This is a genomic window from Mycobacterium sp. 1081908.1, from assembly GCF_001673535.1.
Classification (GTDB): Bacteria; Actinomycetota; Actinomycetes; order Mycobacteriales; family Mycobacteriaceae; genus Mycobacterium.
The window spans coordinates 12,350-36,381 of the sequence record NZ_LZLY01000009.1 but is presented as its reverse complement, the minus strand read 5'-3'; the positions used below and the strand labels follow the sequence as shown (position 1 = coordinate 36,381).

Here is a 24,032-nt window from a genome sequence, read left to right as displayed (position 1 = left end):
CTAGCCAATTCGACATCACCAGCTGCACAAACGAATTGCGGTTGAGCTCGACCATCAGCGGGTGAACGGTCGCCGCCCGTCGTGGTGGTGCCACCGCCGGTGATACTTCCCCCGCCGATAGTGTTGCCGCCGCCGCCGAGGTATCCGCCGCCGTCGCAGCCGAAGGCGCCGCCGTCGCCGCCGAAAGCGCCGCCCCCCTCCGGGACTCCGCCTCCAAATCGGCCGCCCCCTCCGTCTAAGCCGAACCCGCCGCCCCCGCCGCCGTCGAGTCCGTCCGGCCCGATCCTTAGGTGACCCGCACGTAGCGCCCGGGCCTACCCGTGCGGCAGGATGGGAACGTCGTCGTCCGTGGAGAGGCTCGCGGGAGTTAGCTTGGTCCTCGATCTCAGCGCCCAGACGGTGACCGCCTAGATGCCGGCCCGCCGGCACCCCTATTTCGCATACGGGTCGAATCTGTGCGTCAGGCAGATGGCGCTGCGTTGCCCCGACGCCGCGGACCCGCGGCCGGCGGTGCTGGCCGACCACGACTGGCTGATCAACCAGCGCGGCGTGGCCACCGTCGAACCGTTCGCCGGCAACGAGGTCCATGGGGTGTTGTGGCAGGTCTCCGACGACGACCTCGCGGCGCTGGACAGCGCCGAGGGTGTGCCGGTGCGTTACCGGCGCGACCGGCTGACCGTCCACACCGGCGACGGGCCGTCACCGGCCTGGGTCTACATCGATCACCGGGTGCTTCCCGGCCCGCCCCGGCCGGGTTACCTGCCCAGGATCATCGATGGCGCCGCGCAGCACGGGCTGCCGCAACGCTGGATCGACTTCCTGCGCCGCTGGGATCCGACCCGCTGGCCCCGACCCGTCGCCGCGACAACACCTGCGCCGCAATCACTTTCAGCGTTATTGAGCCAACCCGGCGTGACCGAGGAGAGCCGGCTGCGATCGCGTTTCGGTTTTCTCGCCATCCACGGCGGCGGCCTGGAAGAGATGACCGACGTCATCGCCGAACGCGCCGCGGAGGCCGCCGACGCCTCGGTGTACCTGGTGCGCCATCCCGACCGCTACCCGCACCACCTCCCGTCGGCCCGCTACGATCCCGACGAGTCGCCGCGGCTGGCCGAGTTTCTCGATCACGTCGACGTCGCCGTCTCGCTGCACGGCTACGGGCGCATCGGGCGCGGCACCCAGCTGCTGGCCGGGGGACGCAACCGCACGCTGGCGGCCCACCTGGCGCGGCACATCGGGCTGACCGGCTATCAGGTCGTCACCGACATCGACGACATCCCGCCGGAACTGCGGGGCCTGCATCCCGACAACCCGGTGAACCGGGTGCGCGACGGCGGGACGCAGCTGGAACTTTCGGTCCGCGTGCGGGGTCTTAGTCCGCGCAGCCCGCTGCCGGGCGCCGACGGCTTGTCGCCGGTCACCTCCGCCCTGGTGCGGGGGCTGGCGGCCGCGGCGCGTTCCTGGTAAGTGTTTTTGGTCGTTGAACGGAGGTTGTTGGTGGGCAAGGATTTTCGCTTCGGGCTGAGCATGCGGTTCTTCAAGTCGCGCTCCGCGTTGGTCGACAAGGTCAAGCGGGCCGAAGATCTCGGCTACGACATCCTGTGCGTGCCCGACCATCTCGGCGCGGCGGCACCGTCGCCGACGCTGACCGCGGTCGCGATGGTGACGAGCAGGATCAAGCTGAGCATGTATGTGCTCAACGCCGCGTTCTACAAGCCGGCCCTGCTCAGCAGGGACCTGCAGGCCCTCGACGTGCTGAGCGAGGGCCGGCTCGAGATCGGGCTCGGCACCGGCTATGTCCGGGAGGAATTCGAGGCCGCCGAGCTGCCGTACCCCAGCGCCGGGGCCCGCGTCGACTACCTCGAGCACATGACGACGTACCTCAAGGAACATCAGCCGACGACGCCGATCCTCATCGCCGGCAACGGCGACCGGGTGCTGACGCTGGCCGCCCGGCACGCCGACATTATCGGGCTGACCGGCGCCCGGGTGCGCGACGTCGACGACCCGCTGGCCGAACGCATCGAGTTCGTTCGCAATGCAGCGGGTGACCGCTTCGACGCGCTGGAGCTGAACATGGTGATCACGGCGATGCCGCCCGACGGCGAGAGCGCACCGGATTTGAGGATGACCCGCCAGTACGCACCCGAGCTGTCCGATGAGCAGTTGCTGTCCATGCCGTCGGTGCTCAGCGGGTCACCGCGCGAGATGGCCGACACGCTGGTCGGGCTCCGCGAAAAGTACGGACTGAGCTGCTTCACCGTGCAGGACAACAACCTCGACACGTTCGCGAAGGTGATCGCCGAACTGCGGTGACGCATCGCGCATGCTGTCCCCGGTAAGCTCGGCCCGTCCGCCCTCGTAGCTCAGGGGATAGAGCACGGCTCTCCTAAAGCCGGTGTCGCAGGTTCGAATCCTGCCGGGGGCACAAATGTGGTGTATGACCTCGGTTGATGCGTGACAGTTCGTCCTCGGCTGATGGGTGACAGTGTTTCGGCTGATGCGTGGCAGTTACTTCGGCTGATCCCTGACACTCCTTCGATGAGGGAGTTGAACGTGGTCGAGCAGAGGTATCAGGGCGCAGACGGCGTGGGCGGGACGCCTGCCGACCACCCAAAATAAGCCTTGCCAAGCGAATTGCCGGCTGCAAAACAGCAGCAGAATTGCGTGCATCGCACGCATTTTGCGGATTGGGATCGGAGGTAAGGTGCAACGCTGCCTACTGGCGCATGTGTGATGCTCCGCCGATGTACCAGACTTGTCCGTTGATCCATTCGGCTTCATCGGACAGAAGAAAGGCAGTGATCGCGGCGATGTCTCGTGGTTCGCCGAGACGGGTCACCTTAGCGGCCTTCACGAACATCTGCTGCAACTCAACATCATTCTGCCGCTGCTGGGTCTCGCCCATGACCAGCCCAGGCATGATGCCGTTGCACCGCACTCCGTGGGCGCCCCAATTGTTCGCGATGTGACGGGTGAGCTGGTTTACTGCGGCTTTGGCGGCGTTGTAGGCGACGTGCAACGGGTCGGTGCCCAACGAGCCTCCCGAGGAAGTGTTGACGATGCTGCCCCCGCCTTGCTCCAGCAGACGCGGCAAAACGGCACGACTGGTGCGCACGTAACCCAGGAGGTTGACGTCGAGCGTGCGGTGCCAGACATCGAAATCGGTGTCGAGCAGCGTGGTGTCGCGGCCGAGGTTCTCAGCGGACAGATCCGCGCCCACGTTGTGTAGGCCGTGGACTGCACCGAACTCGCCAACAGTCTTCTCCACCAAGTCTTGGACGGATCCTTCGTCGGCAAGGTCGAATTGGACCGCGATAGCATCCCCGCCGGATTGCGTGATCCGCTCTACCGTCGCCTTGGCGCCGGCAATGTTGATGTCACCGACGGCCACTGCTGCTCCCTCGCTGGCGAGCCGTGCGGCGGTTCCGGCTCCGATCCCGGTCGCGCCTCCCGCAACGATGAACGCCTTGCCCTGCAATCCGCGCACAGCCCCTCCTCCACCTAGCAGTGAGCGACACCCAAATCGACCGAAACACCTGATGCGGTAACGAATCTCGATTGGTCCGACGCCAACCAGGCAACAGCGTCGGCGATGTCTTCGGGTTGCGCGATGCCCTCGGGGAGTAGCGGCTTGTGCAGGCCTTCCAGGTGGGGATATGTCGCGGCCGCTGACTGCAGCGCTTGACGCATACGGCCCGTTCCCATGGGGGTGACGACGGCTCCCGGGTGCAGGCTATTGACACGGATGTTGTAGCGGCCCAGCTCGGCGGCGAAGGCCCGGGCCATGCCGGTGACGGCGTGCTTGCTCGCCGTGTAATGCACCATGAACGCCTGCATTTTCACGCCGGCAGCGGAACCGATCAGGATGATCGACCCTCCCCGTCCCCCTCCGATGATGTGGTGAGCGCCTGCCATGACGGTGTTCCACGTGCCGATCACGTTGGTGTCGATGGTGTCGCGGAACGCCTGGTCCGTGATTTGGTCCCATGGTGCCGGGCAACAAATTCCCGCGTTGGCGACGATGATGTCGAGGCGGCCGAGCTCGGCGACCGCGTGGCCTACGGCCGTGCGCAGTTTTTCGGCGTCGCGCACATCGATCGCCGCGGTGATCGCGCGCCGGCCGTTGGCTTCGACGAGCCGCGCGGTCTCGGCGAGATCATCGGGAGTCGGCGACTCATATGGGACGCTTTCCGGTAGCCGCCCGGCGATGTCGACCGCGATGATGTCGGCGCCGTCGGCGCTAAGCCGCACCGCGTGGGCCCGTCCCTGCCCGCGCGCGGCTCCGGTGATGAGAGCTACTTTGTTGTCCACGGCAGTTCAGTCCCGATGTATCTTGTCGAGCGGGTTGGAGCGTTCGAGCATGCCGTAGGTGTCCTCGCCGTCCCAGCGGTAGCGCACGCCGGCTTGCTGCAGTGCGGGGAAGCTGGGCATCTCCTTCTTCATCGCATGTACGGAGTAGGAGTCGTCGTCGTGATGGATGTCGTGGGTGGAGAACGCCGTCTCGCCGTCGATGGCTATGACGCCGTCGTTGGTTTCCAACACCAGTGACACGTCTTCGCCAACGGCTTGCAAGCGGGTCAGCCACGGCGCCTTGACCACGCGCGCCGGGATCAGCGGCCCGTCGCCGGTGAAGACGTAGCCCTCGTTGAACGTCGGCTCGCCGTCCGGGCGCGGTGGATAGGCGATATAGCCGAACGCTTTTCCGCTCGGAAACACCGCCGACTGCCACGCATGCCCCCAAAAGCCGGCCAGCTTGCGCACCCCCTGGCGGCGGATCCGCAGACCACTGCCCGTGAACCGCTGCCGGCTGCCATCGACGGTCACCGACCCGGCCGCGGCAAACAGCTGTTCGTAACGCGGGCCCCCCATCAGGTTGCCCTCGATGGACGTCCTCAACTGCTCCCCGGCGTCGGTGTGCAACGCGCCTTGGATCCACGGCGGCACGACCATTGTGGCCTCGACATGAAAAGCGATGTCCACCAACGGGCCGTCTTTCCTTCCGTCGACGAGTTCAGATGATGACGTCTGCACGGCCATGCCGTCGAAGGTCATCGACCAGGTGGTGAACGGTTCGATGCAGCGGAACACCAGCCCACCCGCGCCCAGCACAGTCGGACGACCGTCCGGTCCTGCGGCCGGAAGCGACGGGCCGTTGGTGCGCAGCCGGTACACCCGGCCGTCGGGGTAGGCCACGTTCACCTGGATGTCGTGGGCATCCCAATTGGCGGCGACGGCTTCGATTCCGATCCGCGGCAGGCCAATCTCGCCGCGATCGTCGACGACCCAGAAGCTGACCGAGTCTCGCATCTCCGGGTTATCTGGACGCTCGGCGAACACGAGCTCGCGCGAGGGGTCAATGCCACTGGTGAGATCAACAGCCATGGTTCTCCTAGATTTTGGCGTGGTCGGTCCAGCGGACTGCGGCCTTTACGTAGTCGGCGAACAGTGGCCGTACCGCGTTCATGTCGATCCCGAACTGAACAGGGTCGGCATGGCTGCTCGGTTCACGATCGCCCGCTGCCTGCGCCCACCAGCTGCCCATTCGGCTTTCGAATTCGTCGCTGACCTGTTCGCCGAGCCAGCTGTACAGTCCGGTCACCTCGCCGATCGGGTCGGCTTGCATCGCGCGAAAGTCGATGTCGTAGAACCGGTTATCGTTGCCCGCGGCGCGGAACTGCAGGGTGCGGGTCATGCCCGTCGACCAGTGCTCGACGTTGAGCCGCCCGATATACGCACGGTCAACGTCGTCGGTGAACTGGCCGATAATGTCGGCGTACAGGTCGGCGACCGACAAAATCACGTCGGTCGGATCACGGTGCGTCATCACGAATTTCGCATCGGGAAAAACGCTGTCGAGGTGGTCGAGCCACAGCACGTGCGAGGGGCATTTCAACCGCCACGGCCGCGTCGGCTCACCCCAGGCCAGCAGCTTGAGGACCCGACGCTCATATGCCAACGCCGGGGTGAGATCGGCCCGCTCCACCAACCACGCCGAATACGTCGGAATTTGAGCAAACGACTGAAACAGGTGGGAGGCGAAACTCAGCGCCATCAGCTCGTGACACTCCATCGGCCCGTGCGCGTCCGTGGGCACGTGGCGGCGAGTGCCGATCATCTCGCCCTCGCCCGCTGGAATGCGCGGGTCGACACCGTGCACTGTCGAGGGCGGCGGACACGGTTGCGACGACTCCCACATACGCAGATATCGGACTTGGGGGTCCTGCGCCAGCAACACTGACAACGCCGTCGAACCCGTGCGCGGCAACCCCAAGCCGATCAACGGAGCCTCGAGGGAAACCCCGTCGATCTCGGGATGGCGGCGATACCAGTCCTCCACCTGCAGCCGCTGTGCAAGGTATCCCGTGATGCGCTGATAGATGAATGCCTCACCTTTGGCGTTGAGCCGGGCCTCGCCACGCAGTGACGCGACCAGAATCTCCAGGCCCTCCCGAAACGAATCCTCGCCGAAATCGTCAAGACCGGTCTGGGTGACCGCGGCATGCAAGAGATCATTGACGGTCGGCATCGATCAGCCCATCCATTGTCCGCCGGCCACATCGATGGTCTGGCCGCACAGATAATCGGCGGCCTCGGTGGCAAGGAACGCGACCATGTTGGCGGCTTCCTCGGGCAGGGAGGCCCGGCCGAGTTGCACCTGCTGCGTGATGGCCTCGATGATCGCGGCGCGTCCCGCGCGCTCCTGGTCGTCCTGCGGATCCAGAACGTACTGCTTGAGTTGGGGGTTGAGCATGATCCCGGGTGCGACGCCGAGAACATTTACGCCGCGCAACGCCACCTCGTGCGCGAGGTTGCGGGTGAACCCGATCACGCCGGCCTTGCACGCGTTGTACACGGTGAGGCCCCGCTGCTGGATGCGGCCACCGGACGAGCCGATGTTGATGATCTTCCCCGATCCCTGAGGAAGAAGAACCTGCAGTGCGGCGTGCGCACCGTACATCATCATCGTCAGGCTGCCGAGCACCGTGAAGTCGATCTGCTCCTTGGTCTGAGTCTCGAACAGCCCACCGGCGACCATCACAGGGTTATTGACCATGATGTCGAGACCACCCAGCGCGCTGTGCGCCTCAAGCACGGCAGCATGCACTTGATCCCAGTCCGACATGTCGGCGCGGATCGCGACTGTCTTGACCCCCCAGCGTTGCGCGACTTCGCGGCCACGCCGCTGCACCTTTTCCAGCGTGCGCCCGATGAGCCCTATGTCGGCGCCCAGGCCGGCGAGCCGGTTGGCGATCGCCTGACCGAGGCCGTCTCCCCCGGCGCCGGTGACAACAGCTTTCTTGCCCGACAGGTCCATCAGCTCGGTGACCCGCTTGCCGATGATGTGCTCCGGCAGCCGGTCGAAGCCCAGTATTTCTGCCCAATCCTGCTTTTCTTGTTGCACCGTCATGCCGGCCCCTTTCACCGCATGTCCGATCGACGGCTCGCCATATCAGCGCGGCATCGCATCAGAACACCGTCGTTCGCCTAGCCACGTTAAATCCGGGACCGACCGGCGAGGTAATACCAATTGCGGAAGCCAGTCATGCCGATGCTTGATGGCTGGTATACCTGTGTGCAGTGGACACCCATCGGCTGAAATATTTCCTGCGCATCGCAGAAGAGGGGTCGATCACCGGCGCGGCCGCCTCCCTGGGAATCGCGCAGCCGGCGCTGAGCCGGCAGATCCGCCTACTCGAAGAAGACCTCGGAGTGGTTCTCTTCCATCGGACGCGGCGTGGGGTGCAACTCACCGACGAGGGGGAACGGCTGCGAGCATCCACCGCGGCACCGCTGCGTCAACTCGAGCTCGCCATGCGATACACCGGATCGCCGTTGGCGCGACTGGCGCGCGGCGTACGCCTGGGGCTGCTCGACACAACGGTCGACGTCCTGGCGGCACCACTGCTGTCCAGCCTGACCGCAGTGTTTCCGAAGGTGAGTTTCTCGGTGGAGACCGGAAGCAGCGACCTGCTCGTCGCAGACATGCTTAAAGGCGCGGTCGACGTCGCCGTGATCAACCCGGTGCCCGATGACCGAGTGTTCTACCGCGATCTTTTAGACGAAGATCTGGTCGTCGTCGGCGCAACGACGTCGGATCTGGATCCCGAGCGAGTGGTCACCTTCACCGAACTGGTAAAGCTGCCGCTCGTGGTTCCTCGCTCGCACACGGGCATAGGGAACCTCATCGAAAACGCGGCACTGCGAACGAAAGTCAAGATCAGCTGGCGTATCGCTACTGATTCGCTCCAGCTGATCAAGCGGGCCATCGGAGCCGGTCTCGTCTACGGCGTCCTGCCGCTTTCCGCCTGCCGCAAGGAAATTGACTCCAGCGAGCTACGCTATGCCCCCTTGGGCGAGCCCACCCTTACCCAGCGGCTCGGTGTCGCTGCGACGACTAATCTGGAACTGCCACGAGAATTCACCGCAAAGCTGGGAAACATTCTGCGTGAAGAAACCTCCCACCTCATCAATGCCGGGCGGTGGCCCGCTCGGTTCCTATCACCACAACCGTGGGACCCCGCACTCGCCTAACTGGTTTTGACGTCACGGAAGTCGAAGCGTCCGGTCCTGGAGGTCGGCGCTCCGCGTGCCGGGTGTGACCTGACGCATTGCTTACTCGCAGGACAGCGTCCGACTATGTTGGCAGGACTGAACATTGACGTCGGCGTGGTGACGGAGGCGATTACTACTGACCCGGCAGCGGCGGCAGGCCCTCACGGATGTCCTGCAAATTACCCTGGATGCCCTGCAGATCACGTTCGATGGCCTGCAGACCGGACAGGGCATCTTGGAAGCGGGGCTGGAGGTGGTCCAGGCTCGAGGGTTGGTATTGCGGGCAATACGCGACGACGGCACCGGCCGCGACGCTGGCGCTCTGATTGGCGTCCCATATCGATGATTGCTGCAGGACGCGGACGGCCTCCGCGAAGTCGGGTTGGTTGGCTAGGAACTCGCAGACCGCGTGCCCATGGGTCGTCACGTACTCGTTGCTGGGAACCGGCACGCCATCCTGTTTCAGCGCGCCGATGTATGCCCGGTCGACGATCTCGAGCTGCGGGACGTGTGCCACTGGCGCGGCCGGGCTGGGCTGCGATCCAGACGGCGGCGTGACGGCCGATGGCGGCGGGACGGCCGACTCCGGCGGGGCGGCCGACGGCGGATCCGGGTCCGATCTGTGCGTGCCGAACATGACCGCGACCACGGCGGCGGCGACGGCCAGCAGAGACAACGGCAACGCCGCGAGGGGAACGAAGCGGCGGCGCCGACGCTTGCGGCCATGGGGCGCATTGCGCGGCGATGAGGTGTCGGTGGGCACTGGAACCTCGTCAACCGCCTCCGTTAGGGCGACCTCGACCGGGTGACCCAGGCGCTCGTCGAGCAGCGCATCGATGTCTTGGATCGACGGCCGAGCGCCCTGCGCACGGATCGATTGGCGCCCAAGAGCGATGAGCCTCAGCTCTTGGTCGATCGCCTCCCGATCGCGCATATCAACCAGTCTGCGGGTGTCGCGACGTTGCCACAAGTCCCGGTGACCCCTGACAACGCGTGTGCGCTTAGGGCAGAACGGTGTGCATCAACATCACGTCGTACGCCGACCACAGCGACAGGTTGAAGTACAGGTCCCGCCCCGACGACCACGGATGGATCATCGGCGCGTAGATGCCACCGGGCATCTGGAACGACGACACCAGCGGTTGCTCCCCGCTCCACGGTCCGGTCGGCGTCGGCGCGGTCCGCGCGACCACGTCGTTGCTGCCGCCGTTGGTGTAGAGCACCAGGTACTGCTTGAGGTAGCTGTTGTACTGCGCCGACATCTCACCGACCGGGCCCGGCCACAGCGGCGTCGCCGCCCCGGGATTGGCCGCGACCCAATGACCGCCGTTGTCGCCATTCCAGTACTGGTATTTGCTCAGGTCCGGCAGGTAGTTCGGGGGAACCCGCGACAGGAACGCCGCACCGCCACGCCCCGACGGGGTACCGAACTGGTAGATGTAGCCGTCGTTCCCCTTCATGAACGCGCCCATCTGGAAGTTCTCGTTACCCGGCGTGAACGGGACCCCGGGGATGGCGTCCGCCGAAGCCGTCCGGATGCTGCCGGGGAAGATCCCCCAGTTCTGGCCGTTGTCAACGGATCTCGCGATCGCGGAGTAGTTTGTCTGCCATTCGCCGTCGCGGCCCCACTGCCGGATGGACATGTAGCTCATGTACTGGGTTCGCCCCAGGGACATGCCGGTGGTCGGGATGATGCCCGTCTCGTGCGGCGCCTTGTGGATGGTGTTGACGACCTGCTTGGACAGGTTGGACGCCCACACCGGTGAGCCGGAGTACCGGTCGTTGGGCACCCCGTCGGCGATGTGGATGCCGTGCGACAGGTCGCGGTCCGAACTGCGGAACAGCGTGTTGTATCGCCATTGCTGGCCGCGGACCTTGCAATAGCCGAACGTGTCACCGAAGGCCATGAGGACCTGGCGGTTGGTGGGATCGCCGTTGTCCCAGATGATCCCGAGGTCGGTCCCCGAGATGCTGAATCGTTGCAGGGTCTTGTTCGGGCCTTCCGGTCCGGTCACCCAGTCGACCAGCGACGTCGGGGCCCCCGCGATGTTGGCCGGCGGCGGCGGCGCCGGCTGCGCCGCCGGCTGGGGGGCCGGCTGCGGCTGGACCGGGGCCACGTTCGGCACCTGCGGGACGCCCGGCGCGGGCGGATTGGGTCCGGGCGGCGGGACGACGCCCGCCTGCGGTTGTATCGGCGCGGAGTACCGCTGACCCCCGGTCCCCGGCTTGAGCAACGACGAGATCAGCGGACCCAGCTTGGGCAACGGCGCCTGGTCGTTCGCATGGGTGGGCCGACGACCGGTCGGCGGTTGGACGACCGGCTGGGGCGCGGGCATCGCCGGGGGCGCGGCCGGCGGGTCGACGTTCGCTTCGGGCGCGCCGCAGGGTGTGGCGTTCGCCGACGGCGCGGGGCCGACCACGACGAAGAAACCGATGGCGGTCGCCGACGCCATCGATAACGACAGGATCCGGGGAATCGCCGTCAATGTCACACCTTTCCCGGGAGCGGGCCGTCGCAATTGACGTCCGCAGCTGGCTCATGTGACGATAGTGATTCACGGGGCTAATGTGACCAGCGAGCAGCGGATAGGTATGCATCCGTGACCGTGTCGCAACGCATCGGTTTCTCGCCAATCACGCGTGAATTGCCGTCGTTGTCGCTGTGAGGCGGGCACGTCGGCACACCCCCCGGATCACGTGACGGATGGGACCTGAGGCCACGGCGCGCTGCCCACAAAACCGCGGTACGCTCCCTTCCGCCGGCACACGCGGTCGGCGCCCCCCGCGGGCGGTCCACCTAGGAGGACATCCGGTGAGTGTCCCTAATCAGTTGCGGCCGGACCCATTCCAAGACCGGACGTTCCTTCGCCGAGTGGTCGCCGCGTCCATGGCTGGCACCGTCGTCGAGTGGTACGAATTCTTCCTCTACGGGACCGCGGCCACGCTGGTGTTCAGCAAGGTGTTCTTTCCGTCCGGCCGCAACGAGCTCGATGCGATCCTCGCCTCCTTCGTGACCTACGCCGTCGGCTTCGCCGCCCGCCCGCTCGGCGGCCTCGTCTTCGGGCAACTGGGCGATCGTTACGGACGCAAGAAGCTGCTGCAGTTCAGCCTGCTGCTGGTGGGCGCCGCGACCGTGCTCATGGGCTGCCTGCCCACCTTCGCCCAGGTCGGTTACTGGGCGCCGGCGCTGTTGGTGGTGCTGCGCTTCGTCCAGGGCTTCGCCGTCGGCGGCGAGTGGGGCGGCGCGGTGCTGCTGGTCGCCGAGCACAGCCCCAAGGACAGCCGCGGCTTCTGGGCGAGCTGGCCCCAGGCGGCCGTACCCGGGGGCAACATGCTGGCCACCGTCGTCCTGCTGGGTCTCACGTGGACGCTCTCGGACGCGGCGTTCCTGAGCTGGGGCTGGCGCGTGGCCTTCTGGCTGTCCGCGGTCGTAGTCCTGATCGGCTACTACATCCGCACCAAAGTGACGGACGCCCCCATCTTTCTCGACGCACAAAAGGAGGTCGACCGCACCAAGGCCAGGCAGCTGGGTGCCATCGAGGTGCTAAAGCGTTACCCGCGTGGCGTTTTCACCGCGATGGGCTTGCGCTTCGGCGAGAACACGATGTACTACCTCGTCGTCACCTTCTCCATCACCTACCTCAAGGTGCACGTGCACACCAACACCAAGGCGATCCTGTCGTGGTTGCTGATCGCGCACGCCGTGCACTTCCTGGTGATCCCCCTGGCCGGGGGCCTCAGTGACCGGTTCGGCAGGCGCCCAATCTATTTCGTCGGCGCCGTCTGCGCGTGCACGTGGGGGTTCTTCGCCTTCCCCATGATGGACAGCCGCCGCAACGCGATCATCCTGGCGGCGGTCATCATCGGGCTGGTGTTCCACGGCGTCATGTACGCGGTCCAGCCGGCGGCCATGGCGGAGATGTTCCCGACCCGGATGCGGTACTCGGGGGTGTCGCTCGGCTACCAGGTCACCTCGATCGTCGCCGGGTCGCTGGCGCCGATCATCGCCGTTCGCCTGCTCGAGACCTACAAATCCTCGGTGCCCATCGCCTGGTACCTGGCGGCCACCGCCGCGGTGAGCGCCGTGGCCGCCCTGGCCGCCCGCGAGACCAAGGGCATCGACTTGGCCGCCGTCGACCGCGCCGACGCGCAGACCGGCACGGATAGGCCCGATCCGACGGAGCTGGTCGAGGACACCGTCTAGCCCTCGCGGCGCCCTGAACAGCGCAAAGGCAAATCGCCCAGGTCAGCGCCGATTCCAACAGCCGGCTACCAGGTTGATCCAATTTGTTTGTCGATCACGGTTGGCGGCAATGTTCCAAAAGAGGCGTGCGCGTCGGCCGGCCTTCGCGCCCGTCTAGGTCCCGTCGGTTCAGCCCGAGAGCCGACGGGGCCGCCCTTTTGGCCAGTCGGCCGAACCGCCCAGGAGTAGCGTGCCGCATATGGACGGCTCGACTGGCGTGTGGATACTGGGCGGCTACCAAAGCGATTTCGCGCGCAACCTCACCAGGGAAGGCCGCGACTTCGCATCGTTGACCGCCGAGGTCGTTGAGGGCACGCTCACCACCGCAAAAGTGGCCGCCGCCGATATCGGCGTCGTGCACGTCGGCAACGCCTTCGGCGAGATGTTCGCCGCCCAGGGTCACCTCGGGGCGATGCCGGCCACGGTTTGCGACGAGCTCTGGGACACCCCGGCCTCGCGGCACGAGGCGGCGTGCGCCTCGGGCAGCGTGGCGGCACTCTCGGCGATGGCCGATTTGCGGTCGGGCGCCTACGACACCGCGCTGGTGGTGGGCATCGAGCTGGAGAAGACCGTGCCGGGTGACACCGCCGCCCAGCACCTCGGCGCCGCCGCATGGACCGGACACGAGGGCGCCGGCGCTCGCTACCTCTGGCCGTCGATGTTCGCCGAGATCGCCGAGGAGTACGACCGGCGCTACGGCCTGGACGACGCGCATCTACGCGCGATCGCGCAGCTGAACTTCGCCAACGCGCGCCGCAACCCCAACGCCCAAACGCGCGGGTGGACGGTCCCCGAGCCGATCACCGACGACGACGCGACCAACCCGATCACCGAGGGCCGGTTGCGCCGATTCGACTGCAGCCAGATGACCGACGGCGGCGCAGGAGTGGTCCTGGTCAACGACGCATACCTGCGCGACCACCCGGACGCCCGCCCGATCGGCCGCATCGACGGCTGGGGACACCGCACCGTCGGGCTGGGTCTGCGACAGAAGCTCGACCGCGCGGTCGACGACCCGTACGTGCTGTCCCATGTCCGGGCGGCGGTCCTCGACGCCCTGCGCCGGGCACGAGTGACGCTCGACGACCTCGACGGGTACGAGGTGCACGACTGCTTCACGCCCAGCGAGTACCTCGCCATCGACCACATCGGGCTGACCGGCCCGGGCGAGTCGTGGAAGGCCATCGAAAACGGCGAGATCGAGATCGGCGGCCGGCTGCCCATCAACCCCAGCGGCGGGCTCATCGGCGGCGGCCATCCCGTCGGGGCGTCCGGCGTCCGGATGCTGCTCGACGCCGCCAAACAGGTCAGCGGCGCGGCCGGCGACTGCCAGGTCGAGGGCGCCAACACCTTCGGCACCCTCAACTTCGGCGGCAGCACCGCCACCACCGTCAGCTTCGTCGTGAGCGCAACCAGGGAGTCGTGACCATGGACGTCGAGATCGTCGGCAAGTACCTGTCCACCCTGCCCGAAGACGACGACCACCCCTACCGGACCGGTCCCTGGCGGCCGCAGACCACGGAGTGGGACGCCGACGACCTCACCGCCGTGGAGGGTGAAATCCCCCGCGACCTGGACGGCGTCTACCTGCGCAACACCGAGAACCCGCTGCACCCGGCGCTGAAGACCTACCACCCGTTCGACGGCGACGGCATGCTGCACGTCGTCGGCTTCCGCGACGGAAAAGCCTTCTACCGCAACCGCTTTGTCCGAACGGATGGTTTCCTGGCCGAGAACGAGGCCGGCGAGCCCCTGTGGCCCGGCCTGGCCGAAGCGGTGCAATTGACCCAGCGGGAGGACGGCTGGGGCGCTCGCACCCGGATGAAGGATGCGTCGAGCACCGACGTGATCGTGCACCGGGGAATCGCGCTGACCAGTTTCTATCAGTGCGGCGATCTGTACCGGGTCGACCCGTACTCGGCCAACACGATCGGCAAGGAGACGTGGAACGGGCGCTTCCCCACCGACTGGGGCGTGTCGGCACATCCCAAGGTCGACGGCAGAACCGGCGAGCTGCTGTTCTTCAACTACAGCAAGCAAGAGCCGTACATGCGCTACGGCGTGGTCGACGACAGCGACGAACTGGTCCACTACGTGGACATCCCGCTGCCGGGGCCCCGGCTGCCGCACGACATGACGTTCACCGAAAATTACGTGATACTCAACGATTTCCCGTTGTTCTGGGATCCGCGGCTACTCGAGCACGACGTGCACCTGCCGCGCTTCTATCCCGACATCCCGTCGCGCTTCGCCGTGCTCCCTCGCCGCGGCTCGACGGGCGACATCCGATGGTTCGAGGCCGACCCGACCTTCGTCCTGCACTTCGTCAACGCCTACGAGGACGGCGACGAGATCGTGCTCGACGGCTTCTTCGAGGGCGACCCCCAGCCGCTCGACACCGGGGGAACCAAGTGGGAGAAGCTCTTTCGGTTCCTGGCGCTGGATCGGCTGCAGGCCCGGCTGCACCGGTGGCGCTTCAACCTGGTCACCGGTGCGGTGACCGAAGAGCAACTGTCGGACTGGATCACCGAGTTCGGGACGATCAACCCCGACTACGCAACGACGGGCTACCGGTACACCTACGCCGCCACCGGCAAACCGGGCTGGTTCCTGTTCGACGGCCTGGTCAAACACGACGTGCTCACCGGCAACCAGGAGGCCATCTCGTTCGGCGACGGTGTCTACGGAAGCGAGACCGCGATGGCGCCGCGGGTCGGCGGAAGCGGCGAGGACGACGGCTATCTGGTCACCCTGACCACCGACATGAATGCCGACGCCTCCTACTGCGTGGTCTTCGACGCAGCCCGCATCGGTGATGGCCCGGTGTGCAAACTCCAACTGCCCGAACGCATTTCCAGCGGCACACATTCGACGTGGGCGCCCGGCGATCGGCTGCGCCGCTGGCACACCGCGGAGTCGGCGCCAAGCGCGGTCGGGCTGTGACGATGTATCCCGGATCCAACCACCAGTCGACCCACTGGCCGCCGCACCTCGCGCCGCTCGGCTCCCTCCGCTTCGCCCGGCGCTCGTCGAACTTCGAAGAGACGGTGCGGTTTTACCGTGAGCTGGTGGGGCTGCCGCTCTACGAAACGTTCGAGGCCAGCTACGGCAGCAACGGCGCCATCTTCGGACTGCCCAGCTGGAACCTGACCCTGGAGATCGTCGAGTCGGTCGAGCCTGTCGCCGTCGACCCGCACGAACAGCTGTGCCTGTACTTCCCCGATCGGGAGGCGCAACAGGCCGCGATCGCGCGCCTTCAGGCGGCGGACCTCGCGCCGGTCGAGCAGCACCCGTACTGGGACGCGACGGGCGCGGTCACCTACCGCGACCCGGACGGACGCGAAGTCGTGTTCGCCCCCTTCGTGTTCGGCGTCAACGAGCCCGAGGGCAGCGGCACGTCGGGCAAACACGAGTTCCCGCCGGGCTGAAACCTCAGTGGGTCGGCCGGCCGGCCGCCAACGCAGTGATCACCGCCATCAGGGAGCAGGCCACCGCGAAGGCCGCGCCGACGGCGCCGACGTAGAGGCCGTATTCCGCCGACACCGGCGGGTTGACGTTGAGCTTGTAGTACCACACCGTGAGCGCGACGATCAGCAACGAAAGTACCAGCGCCGCAACCGAAGCGATCTTCGCCGACAGCCCGCGGCCGACCATCGCCCCGGCCACCAGCAGCGTCGAGGACAGCAACACGATGAGCTGTCCCGCGCCGAAGCCCTTCGGCAGTATCAGGTTGCCGTGGGTGCCTCCGATGGCGTTGGCCCAGCCCCCGCCGCCCGCCGCCGTCGTCAGCCACGGCATCCAGGTGCTGGCCGAGATCAGCAGCGCGAAAAACGCCACCAGCCAACCAGGGCGCAGGCGGCGAGTCATGGTTGGGAGATTAGCTGACTCGCCCCTGCGCCGGCGTGATCAACGCCCGCTAGCCCTGCAACGAAGAAAGGTTGAAGCTGACGCCCGTCGGGTCGGTCGCCGCGGCCAACCGCCCGTACGGGGTGTCCTCGGCACCCTGCACCACGGCGCCGCCGTTATCGGCGATCACTTGCAGCGTCTTGTCGACATCCTCGGCGCCGAAGAAGATCGTCCAATTCGACGGAACGCCCTCGGGCAGGCAGCTGGTCCCGTCCATCACGCCGAGCAACTGCTGATCCCCGAACCACGCGGTGGTGTAACGGAATTCGTCGGTGTCGGACTCCACCTCGGTGCGCCAGCCGAACACCTGCCGGTAGAAGTCCACGGCGGCGCGGAAGTCGCGGGTGGTCAGCTGGTGCCACACCGGGGAGCCGGCCTCCCCGATCACATTGAACCCGCGGTGCTCCAACGGCTGCCACAGCCCGAAGAACGCTCCCGACGGGTCGGTCCCCACCGCCATGTGCCCCTTGGCCGGGACTTCCATCGGCCCCATGCACAGCGCGCCGCCCGCCGCGGTTATCGCCGACACCGTCGCGTTGACGTCGGCAGTGTGGAAGTAGGTGGCCCAGTTGTCCGGCGACCCGAACTCCGGCCGGCTGGCCATCAGCCCGGCGACGGGGTGGCCGTCCTTGGCGGCATTGACGTATCCGCCGTATTCGGGCCCGGCGGACTCGAACGTCCAGCCGAACACCGTGCCGTAGAAGTCCTGGGCCCGGTCCAGGTCCGACGTCGTCAAATCGATCCAGCAGGGAGCGCCCAGCGGCGCGCCATCACGAATGGGCACGATGACCCCTCCTCGCGTGTCGTAGTGGCCCCGCCATCGGGGTTCACACGTATCGACTGGCGCCGAGGCGAAAACTCATCGGTCGCGATCAGCGATGGACGCCGCCGTCACCGTTCGTGCGGGGATCGGCGGCGGTGAACACCCGGACGAAGTTCCGCAGCGACTGGTTGATGTCGCTGCGCAGCGCGGCGGCCACGATCATGCCGATCGGCCCGAACAGCGCGGGACCACCGAGATGGACGTCGAATCCCACGGTGGAACCCTCGTCCGCCGGCCGCACCTTGGCCATCAGCTTCACCTTGACGCCGCCGACGCCGTCGCCGTTGAGCGTCATTCCTTCCGGTGGCTTGTAGCGCACCACCGTCCACTTGATCCGGTTGTACATGCCCTTGACCTCGACGATCGACTCGACGACCGTCCCCTTTTCGATGTCGTCGGGCAACGTGCTGCGCCACACCCGGTGGATGGTCAGCCATTCCTTGTAGCGGGACAGGTCGGAGGCGTGCTTCCAGGCCACCTCGGGCGGCAGTGGGACGTCGATCGATCCGGAGAGTTTCGCCATGCGCCTAGTTCACCCGGTCGCCGAATTCGCCGGCCTGATCGATCGCCATCTCGACCTTGTCGACGTTCTGCGCCAACAGGTCCTTCGCTTTGTCCAGGAATCCCATCTGCGTGCCCCTTCCCGAGGATTCGCCCGGAATTTTACTTGGCGGCTGTCGCCGCCTCCCGCCACAGCCGCGGTTGCACCCCCAGCGCCCGGGCCCGGATCCACCACGTCGCCTCGATCGCGGCGGCGCCCATCACGCCGATGCCCAGGGCGGCCGACGTCAGCGCCGGGTTCGACGGGTCGAGCAGGAACTTCTGCTGTGCCAGCGGGATGCTGAAGATCACCACGTAGGCCAGGCCGGAGAACACCACCAGCGCCACCCGCCACCATTGGTAGGGCCGCGCGGCCACCGCGAGCACCCACAGCGCGGTCACCAGCAACGTGATCAGCGCCGCCGTCGACGCCTGCTCCTGCTGCTGGAACGTGGCGTGGCGCCCGTGGTAGGCCACCAGGTAGGAGGCGAACGTCGCCGCGCCGACGACGAGCCCGGATGGCAGCGCGGACGACACGACCCGGCGCACGAAGCCCGGGTACGCGCGTTCGTTGTTGGGCGCCAGCGACAGAATGAACGACGGGATGCCGATGGTGAACCACGCCGCGATGGTGACGTGGATCGGCTGGAACGGGTACAGCAGCGGGTCGGCGTGGAGCGGCTTGGCGAGCAGGCATTCGATGCCCACGAACAGCGCCAGCAGCACCGAGTACACCGTCTTGGTCAAGAACAGGCTGGCGACCCGCTCGATGTTGCCGATCACCCGCCGGCCCTCGCCGACGACATACGGCAGCGTGGCAAACCTGTTGTCCAGCAGGACGATCTGCGCGACCGCGCGCGACGCCGGGCTGCCGGCGCCCATCGCGACGCCGATGTCGGCGTCCTTGAGCGCCAGCACGTCGTTGACGCCGTCGCCGGTCATCGCCACGCTGTGGCCGTGCGATTGCAGCGCCCGCACGATCGCCCGCTTCTGGTCGGGCCGGACCCGTCCGAAGGTGGTGTGGCTGTCCAGCGCGTCGGCCAGCTCGGCCGGTTCCGTGGGTAGTTGACGGGCGTCCATCGCATCGCCGCGCAGCCCGAGCTTGCCCGCGACGGCCCCGACCGACACCGCGTTGTCGCCCGAGACCACCTTGACCGAAACACCCTGGGCTGCAAAGTAATCCAGGGTCTCGCGGGCGTCGGGGCGCACCCTCTGCTCGAGCACCACCAGCGCGACCGGGGTGACCCGGCCCGGCGCGTCGGGGTGGTCCACGGCCACGTCGCCGCGACCCAGCAGCAGGACCCGCAGCCCTTGCGCCCCGATGCCCTCCGCCCGTTCGGCGGCTTCCGACGCCGGGTCCAGCAGCACGTCGGGCGCGCCGATCACCCAATCACCCCGGTCACCGAAGGACACGCCGCTCCATTTGGTGGCCGACTTGAAAGGCGCGGTGGCGCTGGGGATCCAGCCCGGTGACCGGTCAAAGGTTTCGCCGATCGCTCGCATGCTCGCATTGGGGCGCGCGTCGGCCGCGGCCAGCGCGGCCAGCGCGTCGGAGACCGGCTCGGACTGCACGACCTCGACCACCTCGGAAACCCGCATGCCGCTTTCGGTCAGGGTGCCCGTCTTGTCGGCGCACACCACGTCGACGCGCGCCAAGCCCTCGATGGCGGGCAGTTCCTGCACCAGGCATTGCCGTTGGCCGAGCCGGATCACCCCGACCGCGAACGCGACCGACGTCAGCAAGACCAGGCCCTCGGGCACCATGGGCACCAGCGCCCCGACCGTCCGCAGTACCGATTGCCGCCAGCCGGCGTGCGTGGTGAAGAACTGGGAGTAGATGGTCAGCAGCCCGGCCGGCACCAACAAATAGGTGACGAACTGCAGGATCCGGTTGATCCCATTGCGCAGTTCGGATTTCACCAGGCTGAACTTGCTGGCCTCCTCGGCGAGCTTGGCGGCGTAGGCCTCGGGGCCGACCTTGGTCGCGCGATAGGCGCCAATGCCGGTGACGACGAAGCTGCCCGACATCACCGCATCGCCCGGGGCCTTGGTGATCGGGTCCGCCTCGCCGGTCAGCAGCGATTCGTCGACCTCGAGGTTCTCCCCCTCCACGACTTCTCCGTCGACGACGACCTGGTCGCCGGGACCGAGCTCGATGATGTCATCGAGGACAACCTCGCCCGGCATCAGCGTGGTGGTCCCGGATTGCCTGCGCACCAACGGTTTCGCCTGTCCGACGATCGCGAGTTTGTCCAGCGTCTGTTTGGCCCGGATCTCCTGCACCATGCCGATGACGCTGTTGGCGATGATGAGCAGGCCGAACAGCCCGTTGATCACCGAGCCCGTCGCGAGCACGATCAGCAGCAGGACGCCGAGGATGGCATTGATCCGGGTGAAGACGTTGGCGCGAACGATGGCCGCGACGCTGCGGGTGGCGCGTTCCGGGACGGCGTTGGTCTTGCCCCCGGCTACCCGCCGCGCCACTTCGGCATCGGTGAGGCCCGCGATCATCGGATGAAGGTTCCCAATTTGTCGGAGTCGAAGTACTCCAGGTTCAGGGTGTTGCCGACGAAGGTGGCTTTGGAAATCGTTCCGGGCGGGGCGTTCTCGTCCGTGATCGCGAAGGTGAAGGTGTCACCGTCCCAGTGCGCCAGTGTGAACGTCCGATTTTTCGGCCCCAGCGACAGCTGCAGCACGCCGTCGCGCTCGGTCACCACGGCCGGGCCCCAGTAGTCGCTGGCATACACGCCGGCATAGTCGCGCAGTGGCCGTGCCGGGACCGGGTTGGCCGGCGGCTGCTTGCCGACCAGCGAACCCTCCGGGTTGTTCATCCAGCCGATCGCCTGCTTGTACAGCTCGGCCCAGTTCTCCCGAATCTGGCCGTACTGCACCAGATCCATGAACTCGGCGGTCAGCGTCTCCGGCACGCCGATGGGCGCCGCGTTCGTCAGCGCGATGATGCCCACATCCTCCGACGGCAGCACCACGAAGTTCGTCGCCTCCCCCAACGCGAAGGCACCGGAATGGCTGTACTGCGCGCGCCCCGACGAGGTCACCGACACGTTGAATCCGTAACCGTAGAACCCGGAGCGGGCCTTCGGTGTCGTCGCGGGAACCGAGACGACCTGCGCGGTGGTGGCGGGCAGCAGGGCTTCCGCGGATGCGATGCGCTGGCCCTGGTAAGTCCCGTTGCCCAGCAACATGATCAGCCAGTGCGCCATGTCGTTCACCGACGAGCTCACCCCGCCCGCGGCCGACTGCTGATCCGGATCGCGCTGGAAGCGCTGCTCCCACTTGTCGCCGACCTTGACGTGATTGACGGCGTGGTCGGGCCTGGCGACGAAGTCGGCGAAACGCGAACTCGTGGCCGTCATCCCCAGCGGGCGGTACAGCACGTCGGCGGACAGGTCCTCCCACGGTTTGCCCGCCGCGGCCGCGACCGCTTCGGCGGCCGCCGTCACGCCGAAGTTGGTGTAGGCGTAGCTGTTCCGGAAAGCCGCCAGCGGCAGGTACTTCAGGCGTTCGAGCACCTGGCGGCGGTCATAGCCCAGGGCCTCCAGCTTGTCACCGGCGTGGTCGGGCAGCCCGGAACGGTGCGAGTACAGGTCGGCGATGGTCACGTGGCCGGTTACGTAGGGGTCGCTCAGCGCGAACCACGGCAGCTTGGACCCCACGGGCGTGTCCCAGGTGACCACGCCGTCACCGACTTCGTGCGCCATCACCGTCGCACCGACGGATTTGGACACCGACGCCAATTGGAAGACGGTGTCGGCGTCCACCTTGTTGTCCTGCGCATCGCCTTTGCTTGCGTCCCTGACCCCGAACCCCTTGGCGTATACGGTCTTTCCGCCGTGAACGATGGCTACCGCCATCCCGGGGATGCCGGTGCTATTCATCAGGTCGCCGACCAGGCCGTCGACCTTCGCCACGGCCTCGTCGACGCGGCCGGCGGGGATCGCCAGGCCCGACACCTCGTTGGGCGGCGCGCCGGACGGCGCGGGCGTCGGGCTGGACATCGGCGGCGCGGGCCCGCACGCCGTCAACGCGAGCAAAGCCACCGCCGCAGCCGTTGCCGCGCGTTTCGTCATGGCCGAACCCTAGCGCGGCGACGATGGCCGGCGGAACGACAACCGATTTAACATCCCGGACCCCCCGCGGACACGACGCGGCGCCACATTATCTTCAGGAGAGCGCGACGAAAGGTCTTAGACACGGACGATCTGGACATCGACAATCCCTACTGGGAGGCCGTCAGGGATTGCGTCGAGGCCGACAGTTTCCGGGGCAACCCCGTGGTCGGTGAGTTCCGTTTGGACCGAAGCGTAGAAGAAAGCATGGCGCGCACGCCGAACCGGCAGCTGCTCGTCCGGAAATACTGCTGGACCATCCCCGACCCCGACACCATCACGTTCGTCGCGCAGCACGCCCACGGTGGCCTGGTCGATCCGATCGCGGGGACCGGGTATTGGGCCTACCTGCTCGCGCAGGTCGGTGTCGGCGTCGTCTGCTACGACCTCAACCCGGGTGCGGACCTGGCCACCAACGGATGGCACGACGAAGTCCTGCACGTCGGGGTCGGCGCGAAGGACTGCGCCGAAGCGGCGGCGCTGCACCCCGACCGGACGCTGTTCCTCTCGTGGCCGCCCCACGGCCAGGACGTCGGCGCGCGGATCCTGAACGCCTACAAGGGAAATCGCGTCATCTACGTCGGCGACGGCCACGGCGGCGCCACCGGCGACGATCGGATGCACTGGATACTCGACACCGACTGGACCGAAGTCGATTCCCGCGAGCCGGTTCAATGGTGGGGCCAACACGACCGCGTGACGGTGTACGAGCGGGTCAGAGCCGCCACCACGGATTGAACCTGCGCGGTGCGGCGGGATCGATGCGCTGGCCGGGCAGCGGCACCGCCACCTCGACCCGGGCTGGGGTCGCCGCCGCCAGCAGGCGCTCGACGGGCTCGGCCCACGGGTGCGGGGCCAGCCGGAACGTCCCCCAGTGGATGGGCACCAGCAGCCCGGAACCCGAGTCGGTGACGTCCAGGTGCGCGCGAACCGCCTCCTCGGGGTTCATGTGGATGTCCGGCCACGCGGTGTTATAGGCGCCGATCGGCAACAGGGTCAGGTCGAACGGGCCGTGGTCGGCTCCGATCTGCGTGAAGCTCTTGGTGTAGCCGGTGTCGCCGCCGAAGTAGGCGCGGTGACGGGGGCCAAGAAAGACCCAGGATGCCCAGAGCGTCGTATTCCGATCTATGAAGCGGCCCGAAAAGTGCCGCGCCGGCATGCAAATCACCGTGAGCTCGTCGAGCTTGGCGCCCTGATGCCAGTCGAGTTCGACGATGCGGTGCTCTGGAATCCCCCACGCGCGCAGGTGGGCGCCCACCCCGAGGGGCACGAAGAACGGAGCCCGCTGCGTATGCGCCAGCGCCATGACGGTGTCGATGTCGAGGTGGTCGTAGTGGTCGTGGCTGATCACCACCGCGTCGACGGCGGGCAGCCCCTCGAGTTGCACCGGCGGCGGATGCAGCCGCTGCGGCCCGACGGTGTCCGACGGCGAGCATCGATCGCTCCACACCGGGTCGGTCAGCACGCGGTAGCCGTCGATTTCCAGCAGCGCCGTCGAGTGACCGAACCAGCTGACGGCCAGCCGGGCGGCGTCGCCCTCGTAGATTTCGGGGGTGGCAAGCGGGATCGGCGCCCTCGGACGGCTGCCGCCGCGGTTGCCCAGGAACTCCCACACGATGAGCCGCAGCTCCTCGCGATCCATCTTGTAGATCGAGGCGGGGTCGAGGTTGACGAACTCGCCGTCGGAATAATGCGGCGACCCCTCCACCACCGCGCGGATGGAGGCGGGCGACGCACCGAGGGCGGCCGGCGCGCCGTGCAGCGCGCGCACCAACCAACTGCCGACCGCCAGCGAGGCCGTGCCGGCGGCCAGTCGCAGCGCCCCCCGCGGCATGCC

21 protein-coding genes, 1 tRNA gene and 1 pseudogene are annotated in these 24,032 nt (G+C 67.1%); 9 read left to right on the top strand and 14 right to left on the bottom strand.

The window, feature by feature from the left end; genetic code table 11:
* Positions 1-411 precede the first annotated feature (411 nt).
* The 3 genes from A5655_RS01615 to A5655_RS01605 all read left to right on the top strand — a co-directional run bounded on the left by A5655_RS01615 (position 412) and on the right by A5655_RS01605 (position 2,428).
* Positions 412-1,467: a poly-gamma-glutamate hydrolase family protein gene (locus A5655_RS01615; protein ID WP_067004866.1), complete on the top strand. Its 1,056-nt coding sequence runs from the start codon at positions 412-414 to the stop codon at positions 1,465-1,467.
* Positions 1,468-1,491: 24 nt separating this feature from the next.
* Positions 1,492-2,316, top strand: a complete 825-nt coding sequence (locus A5655_RS01610) for an LLM class F420-dependent oxidoreductase (protein WP_082978426.1) — start codon at positions 1,492-1,494, stop codon at positions 2,314-2,316.
* Positions 2,317-2,355: 39 nt separating this feature from the next.
* Positions 2,356-2,428 (top strand) — tRNA-Arg (locus tag A5655_RS01605).
* 291 nt (positions 2,429-2,719) lie between these two features.
* On the opposite strand, the gene A5655_RS01600 is transcribed toward A5655_RS01605, so the two are convergent.
* The 5 genes from A5655_RS01600 to A5655_RS01580 all read right to left on the bottom strand — a co-directional run bounded on the left by A5655_RS01600 (position 2,720) and on the right by A5655_RS01580 (position 7,411).
* Entirely contained in the window at positions 2,720-3,490 is a 771-nt protein-coding gene (locus A5655_RS01600; RefSeq protein ID WP_067004862.1) for an SDR family NAD(P)-dependent oxidoreductase, read from the bottom strand.
* A gap of 14 nt (positions 3,491-3,504) precedes the next feature.
* Positions 3,505-4,314 (bottom strand): mycofactocin-coupled SDR family oxidoreductase, encoded by an 810-nt coding sequence (locus tag A5655_RS01595; RefSeq protein WP_067004859.1) that lies wholly within the window; start codon positions 4,312-4,314, stop codon positions 3,505-3,507.
* A gap of 6 nt (positions 4,315-4,320) precedes the next feature.
* On the bottom strand, positions 4,321-5,310 hold the full coding sequence (locus tag A5655_RS01590) for a hypothetical protein (RefSeq protein WP_197508565.1): 990 nt from the start codon (positions 5,308-5,310) through the stop codon (positions 4,321-4,323).
* An 82-nt stretch (positions 5,311-5,392) separates the two neighbouring features.
* Positions 5,393-6,529, bottom strand: a complete 1,137-nt coding sequence (locus tag A5655_RS01585) for a sulfotransferase (RefSeq protein WP_067004855.1) — start codon at positions 6,527-6,529, stop codon at positions 5,393-5,395.
* A 3-nt stretch (positions 6,530-6,532) separates the two neighbouring features.
* Positions 6,533-7,411, bottom strand: coding sequence for an SDR family NAD(P)-dependent oxidoreductase (locus tag A5655_RS01580; RefSeq protein ID WP_067004853.1), 879 nt, complete (start codon positions 7,409-7,411; stop codon positions 6,533-6,535).
* Between the two features lie 170 nt (positions 7,412-7,581).
* Here A5655_RS01580 and A5655_RS01575 point away from each other — a divergent pair, with 170 nt between their 5' ends.
* The gene (locus tag A5655_RS01575; protein WP_067004851.1) at positions 7,582-8,535 is read left to right on the top strand and encodes a LysR family transcriptional regulator; all 954 of its coding nucleotides are present in this window, start codon (positions 7,582-7,584) and stop codon (positions 8,533-8,535) included.
* 154 nt (positions 8,536-8,689) lie between these two features.
* On the opposite strand, the gene A5655_RS01570 is transcribed toward A5655_RS01575, so the two are convergent.
* Together A5655_RS01570 and A5655_RS01565 are read right to left on the bottom strand one after the other, a co-directional pair.
* Complete coding sequence (locus A5655_RS01570; protein ID WP_067004849.1) at positions 8,690-9,490, bottom strand: DUF732 domain-containing protein; 801 nt, start codon at positions 9,488-9,490, stop codon at positions 8,690-8,692.
* Positions 9,491-9,557: 67 nt separating this feature from the next.
* Entirely contained in the window at positions 9,558-11,009 is a 1,452-nt protein-coding gene (locus A5655_RS01565) for a DUF4185 domain-containing protein (RefSeq protein ID WP_082978425.1), read from the bottom strand.
* Between the two features lie 359 nt (positions 11,010-11,368).
* Here A5655_RS01565 and A5655_RS01560 point away from each other — a divergent pair, with 359 nt between their 5' ends.
* From A5655_RS01560 to A5655_RS01545, 4 genes are all read left to right on the top strand, one after another.
* The gene (locus A5655_RS01560; protein ID WP_067004847.1) at positions 11,369-12,760 is read left to right on the top strand and encodes an MFS transporter; all 1,392 of its coding nucleotides are present in this window, start codon (positions 11,369-11,371) and stop codon (positions 12,758-12,760) included.
* Between the two features lie 238 nt (positions 12,761-12,998).
* A complete protein-coding gene (locus A5655_RS01555) occupies positions 12,999-14,225 on the top strand; it encodes an acetyl-CoA acetyltransferase (protein ID WP_067004844.1) in 1,227 nt (408 codons plus the stop codon).
* Positions 14,226-14,227: 2 nt separating this feature from the next.
* Positions 14,228-15,742: a carotenoid oxygenase family protein gene (locus A5655_RS01550; RefSeq protein WP_067004842.1), complete on the top strand. Its 1,515-nt coding sequence runs from the start codon at positions 14,228-14,230 to the stop codon at positions 15,740-15,742.
* A gap of 2 nt (positions 15,743-15,744) precedes the next feature.
* Positions 15,745-16,227, top strand: coding sequence for a VOC family protein (locus A5655_RS01545; RefSeq protein ID WP_067004840.1), 483 nt, complete (start codon positions 15,745-15,747; stop codon positions 16,225-16,227).
* A 4-nt stretch (positions 16,228-16,231) separates the two neighbouring features.
* Here the strand turns inward: A5655_RS01545 and A5655_RS01540 are convergent, their stop codons facing one another.
* From A5655_RS01540 to A5655_RS01520, 6 genes and pseudogenes are all read right to left on the bottom strand, one after another.
* On the bottom strand, positions 16,232-16,666 hold the full coding sequence (locus A5655_RS01540) for a hypothetical protein (protein WP_067004838.1): 435 nt from the start codon (positions 16,664-16,666) through the stop codon (positions 16,232-16,234).
* 49 nt (positions 16,667-16,715) lie between these two features.
* Positions 16,716-17,489, bottom strand: a complete 774-nt coding sequence (locus tag A5655_RS01535) for a VOC family protein (RefSeq protein ID WP_067004836.1) — start codon at positions 17,487-17,489, stop codon at positions 16,716-16,718.
* Between the two features lie 88 nt (positions 17,490-17,577).
* On the bottom strand, positions 17,578-18,051 hold the full coding sequence (locus A5655_RS01530) for an SRPBCC family protein (protein ID WP_067004834.1): 474 nt from the start codon (positions 18,049-18,051) through the stop codon (positions 17,578-17,580).
* A gap of 16 nt (positions 18,052-18,067) precedes the next feature.
* Positions 18,068-18,157 (bottom strand): annotated as a pseudogene (locus tag A5655_RS27640) (Rv0909 family putative TA system antitoxin); the annotation flags it as partial.
* Between the two features lie 34 nt (positions 18,158-18,191).
* A complete protein-coding gene (locus tag A5655_RS01525; protein ID WP_067004832.1) occupies positions 18,192-20,579 on the bottom strand; it encodes an HAD-IC family P-type ATPase in 2,388 nt (795 codons plus the stop codon).
* The gene (locus A5655_RS01520) at positions 20,576-22,156 is read right to left on the bottom strand and encodes a serine hydrolase (protein ID WP_067004830.1); all 1,581 of its coding nucleotides are present in this window, start codon (positions 22,154-22,156) and stop codon (positions 20,576-20,578) included. The genes A5655_RS01525 and A5655_RS01520 overlap by 4 nt, the downstream gene beginning before the upstream one ends.
* 246 nt (positions 22,157-22,402) lie before the next feature.
* Between A5655_RS01520 and A5655_RS01515 the strand changes: the two genes are divergently transcribed.
* Complete coding sequence (locus A5655_RS01515; RefSeq protein WP_067004828.1) at positions 22,403-22,933, top strand: hypothetical protein; 531 nt, start codon at positions 22,403-22,405, stop codon at positions 22,931-22,933.
* Here A5655_RS01515 and A5655_RS01510 read toward each other — a convergent pair.
* The gene (locus A5655_RS01510) at positions 22,911-24,029 is read right to left on the bottom strand and encodes an MBL fold metallo-hydrolase (RefSeq protein ID WP_067004826.1); all 1,119 of its coding nucleotides are present in this window, start codon (positions 24,027-24,029) and stop codon (positions 22,911-22,913) included. The genes A5655_RS01515 and A5655_RS01510 overlap by 23 nt on opposite strands.
* Positions 24,030-24,032: the final 3 nt, after the last annotated feature.

Coding starts and splice junctions, on each gene's coding strand:
- A5655_RS01565 (WP_082978425.1), bottom strand. CDS start 11,009: ATGGCGTCGGCGACCGCCATCGGTTTCTTCGTCGTGGTCGGCCCCGCG.
- A5655_RS01555 (WP_067004844.1), top strand. CDS start 12,999: ATGGACGGCTCGACTGGCGTGTGGATACTGGGCGGCTACCAAAGCGAT.
- A5655_RS01550 (WP_067004842.1), top strand. CDS start 14,228: ATGGACGTCGAGATCGTCGGCAAGTACCTGTCCACCCTGCCCGAAGAC.
- A5655_RS01585 (WP_067004855.1), bottom strand. CDS start 6,529: ATGCCGACCGTCAATGATCTCTTGCATGCCGCGGTCACCCAGACCGGT.
- A5655_RS01570 (WP_067004849.1), bottom strand. CDS start 9,490: ATGCGCGATCGGGAGGCGATCGACCAAGAGCTGAGGCTCATCGCTCTT.
- A5655_RS01545 (WP_067004840.1), top strand. CDS start 15,745: ATGTATCCCGGATCCAACCACCAGTCGACCCACTGGCCGCCGCACCTC.
- A5655_RS01580 (WP_067004853.1), bottom strand. CDS start 7,411: ATGACGGTGCAACAAGAAAAGCAGGATTGGGCAGAAATACTGGGCTTC.
- A5655_RS01515 (WP_067004828.1), top strand. CDS start 22,403: ATGGCGCGCACGCCGAACCGGCAGCTGCTCGTCCGGAAATACTGCTGG.
- A5655_RS01615 (WP_067004866.1), top strand. CDS start 412: ATGCCGGCCCGCCGGCACCCCTATTTCGCATACGGGTCGAATCTGTGC.
- A5655_RS01510 (WP_067004826.1), bottom strand. CDS start 24,029: ATGCCGCGGGGGGCGCTGCGACTGGCCGCCGGCACGGCCTCGCTGGCG.
- A5655_RS01590 (WP_197508565.1), bottom strand. CDS start 5,310: ATGCGAGACTCGGTCAGCTTCTGGGTCGTCGACGATCGCGGCGAGATT.
- A5655_RS01540 (WP_067004838.1), bottom strand. CDS start 16,666: ATGACTCGCCGCCTGCGCCCTGGTTGGCTGGTGGCGTTTTTCGCGCTG.
- A5655_RS01525 (WP_067004832.1), bottom strand. CDS start 20,579: ATGATCGCGGGCCTCACCGATGCCGAAGTGGCGCGGCGGGTAGCCGGG.
- A5655_RS01530 (WP_067004834.1), bottom strand. CDS start 18,051: ATGGCGAAACTCTCCGGATCGATCGACGTCCCACTGCCGCCCGAGGTG.
- A5655_RS01520 (WP_067004830.1), bottom strand. CDS start 22,156: ATGACGAAACGCGCGGCAACGGCTGCGGCGGTGGCTTTGCTCGCGTTG.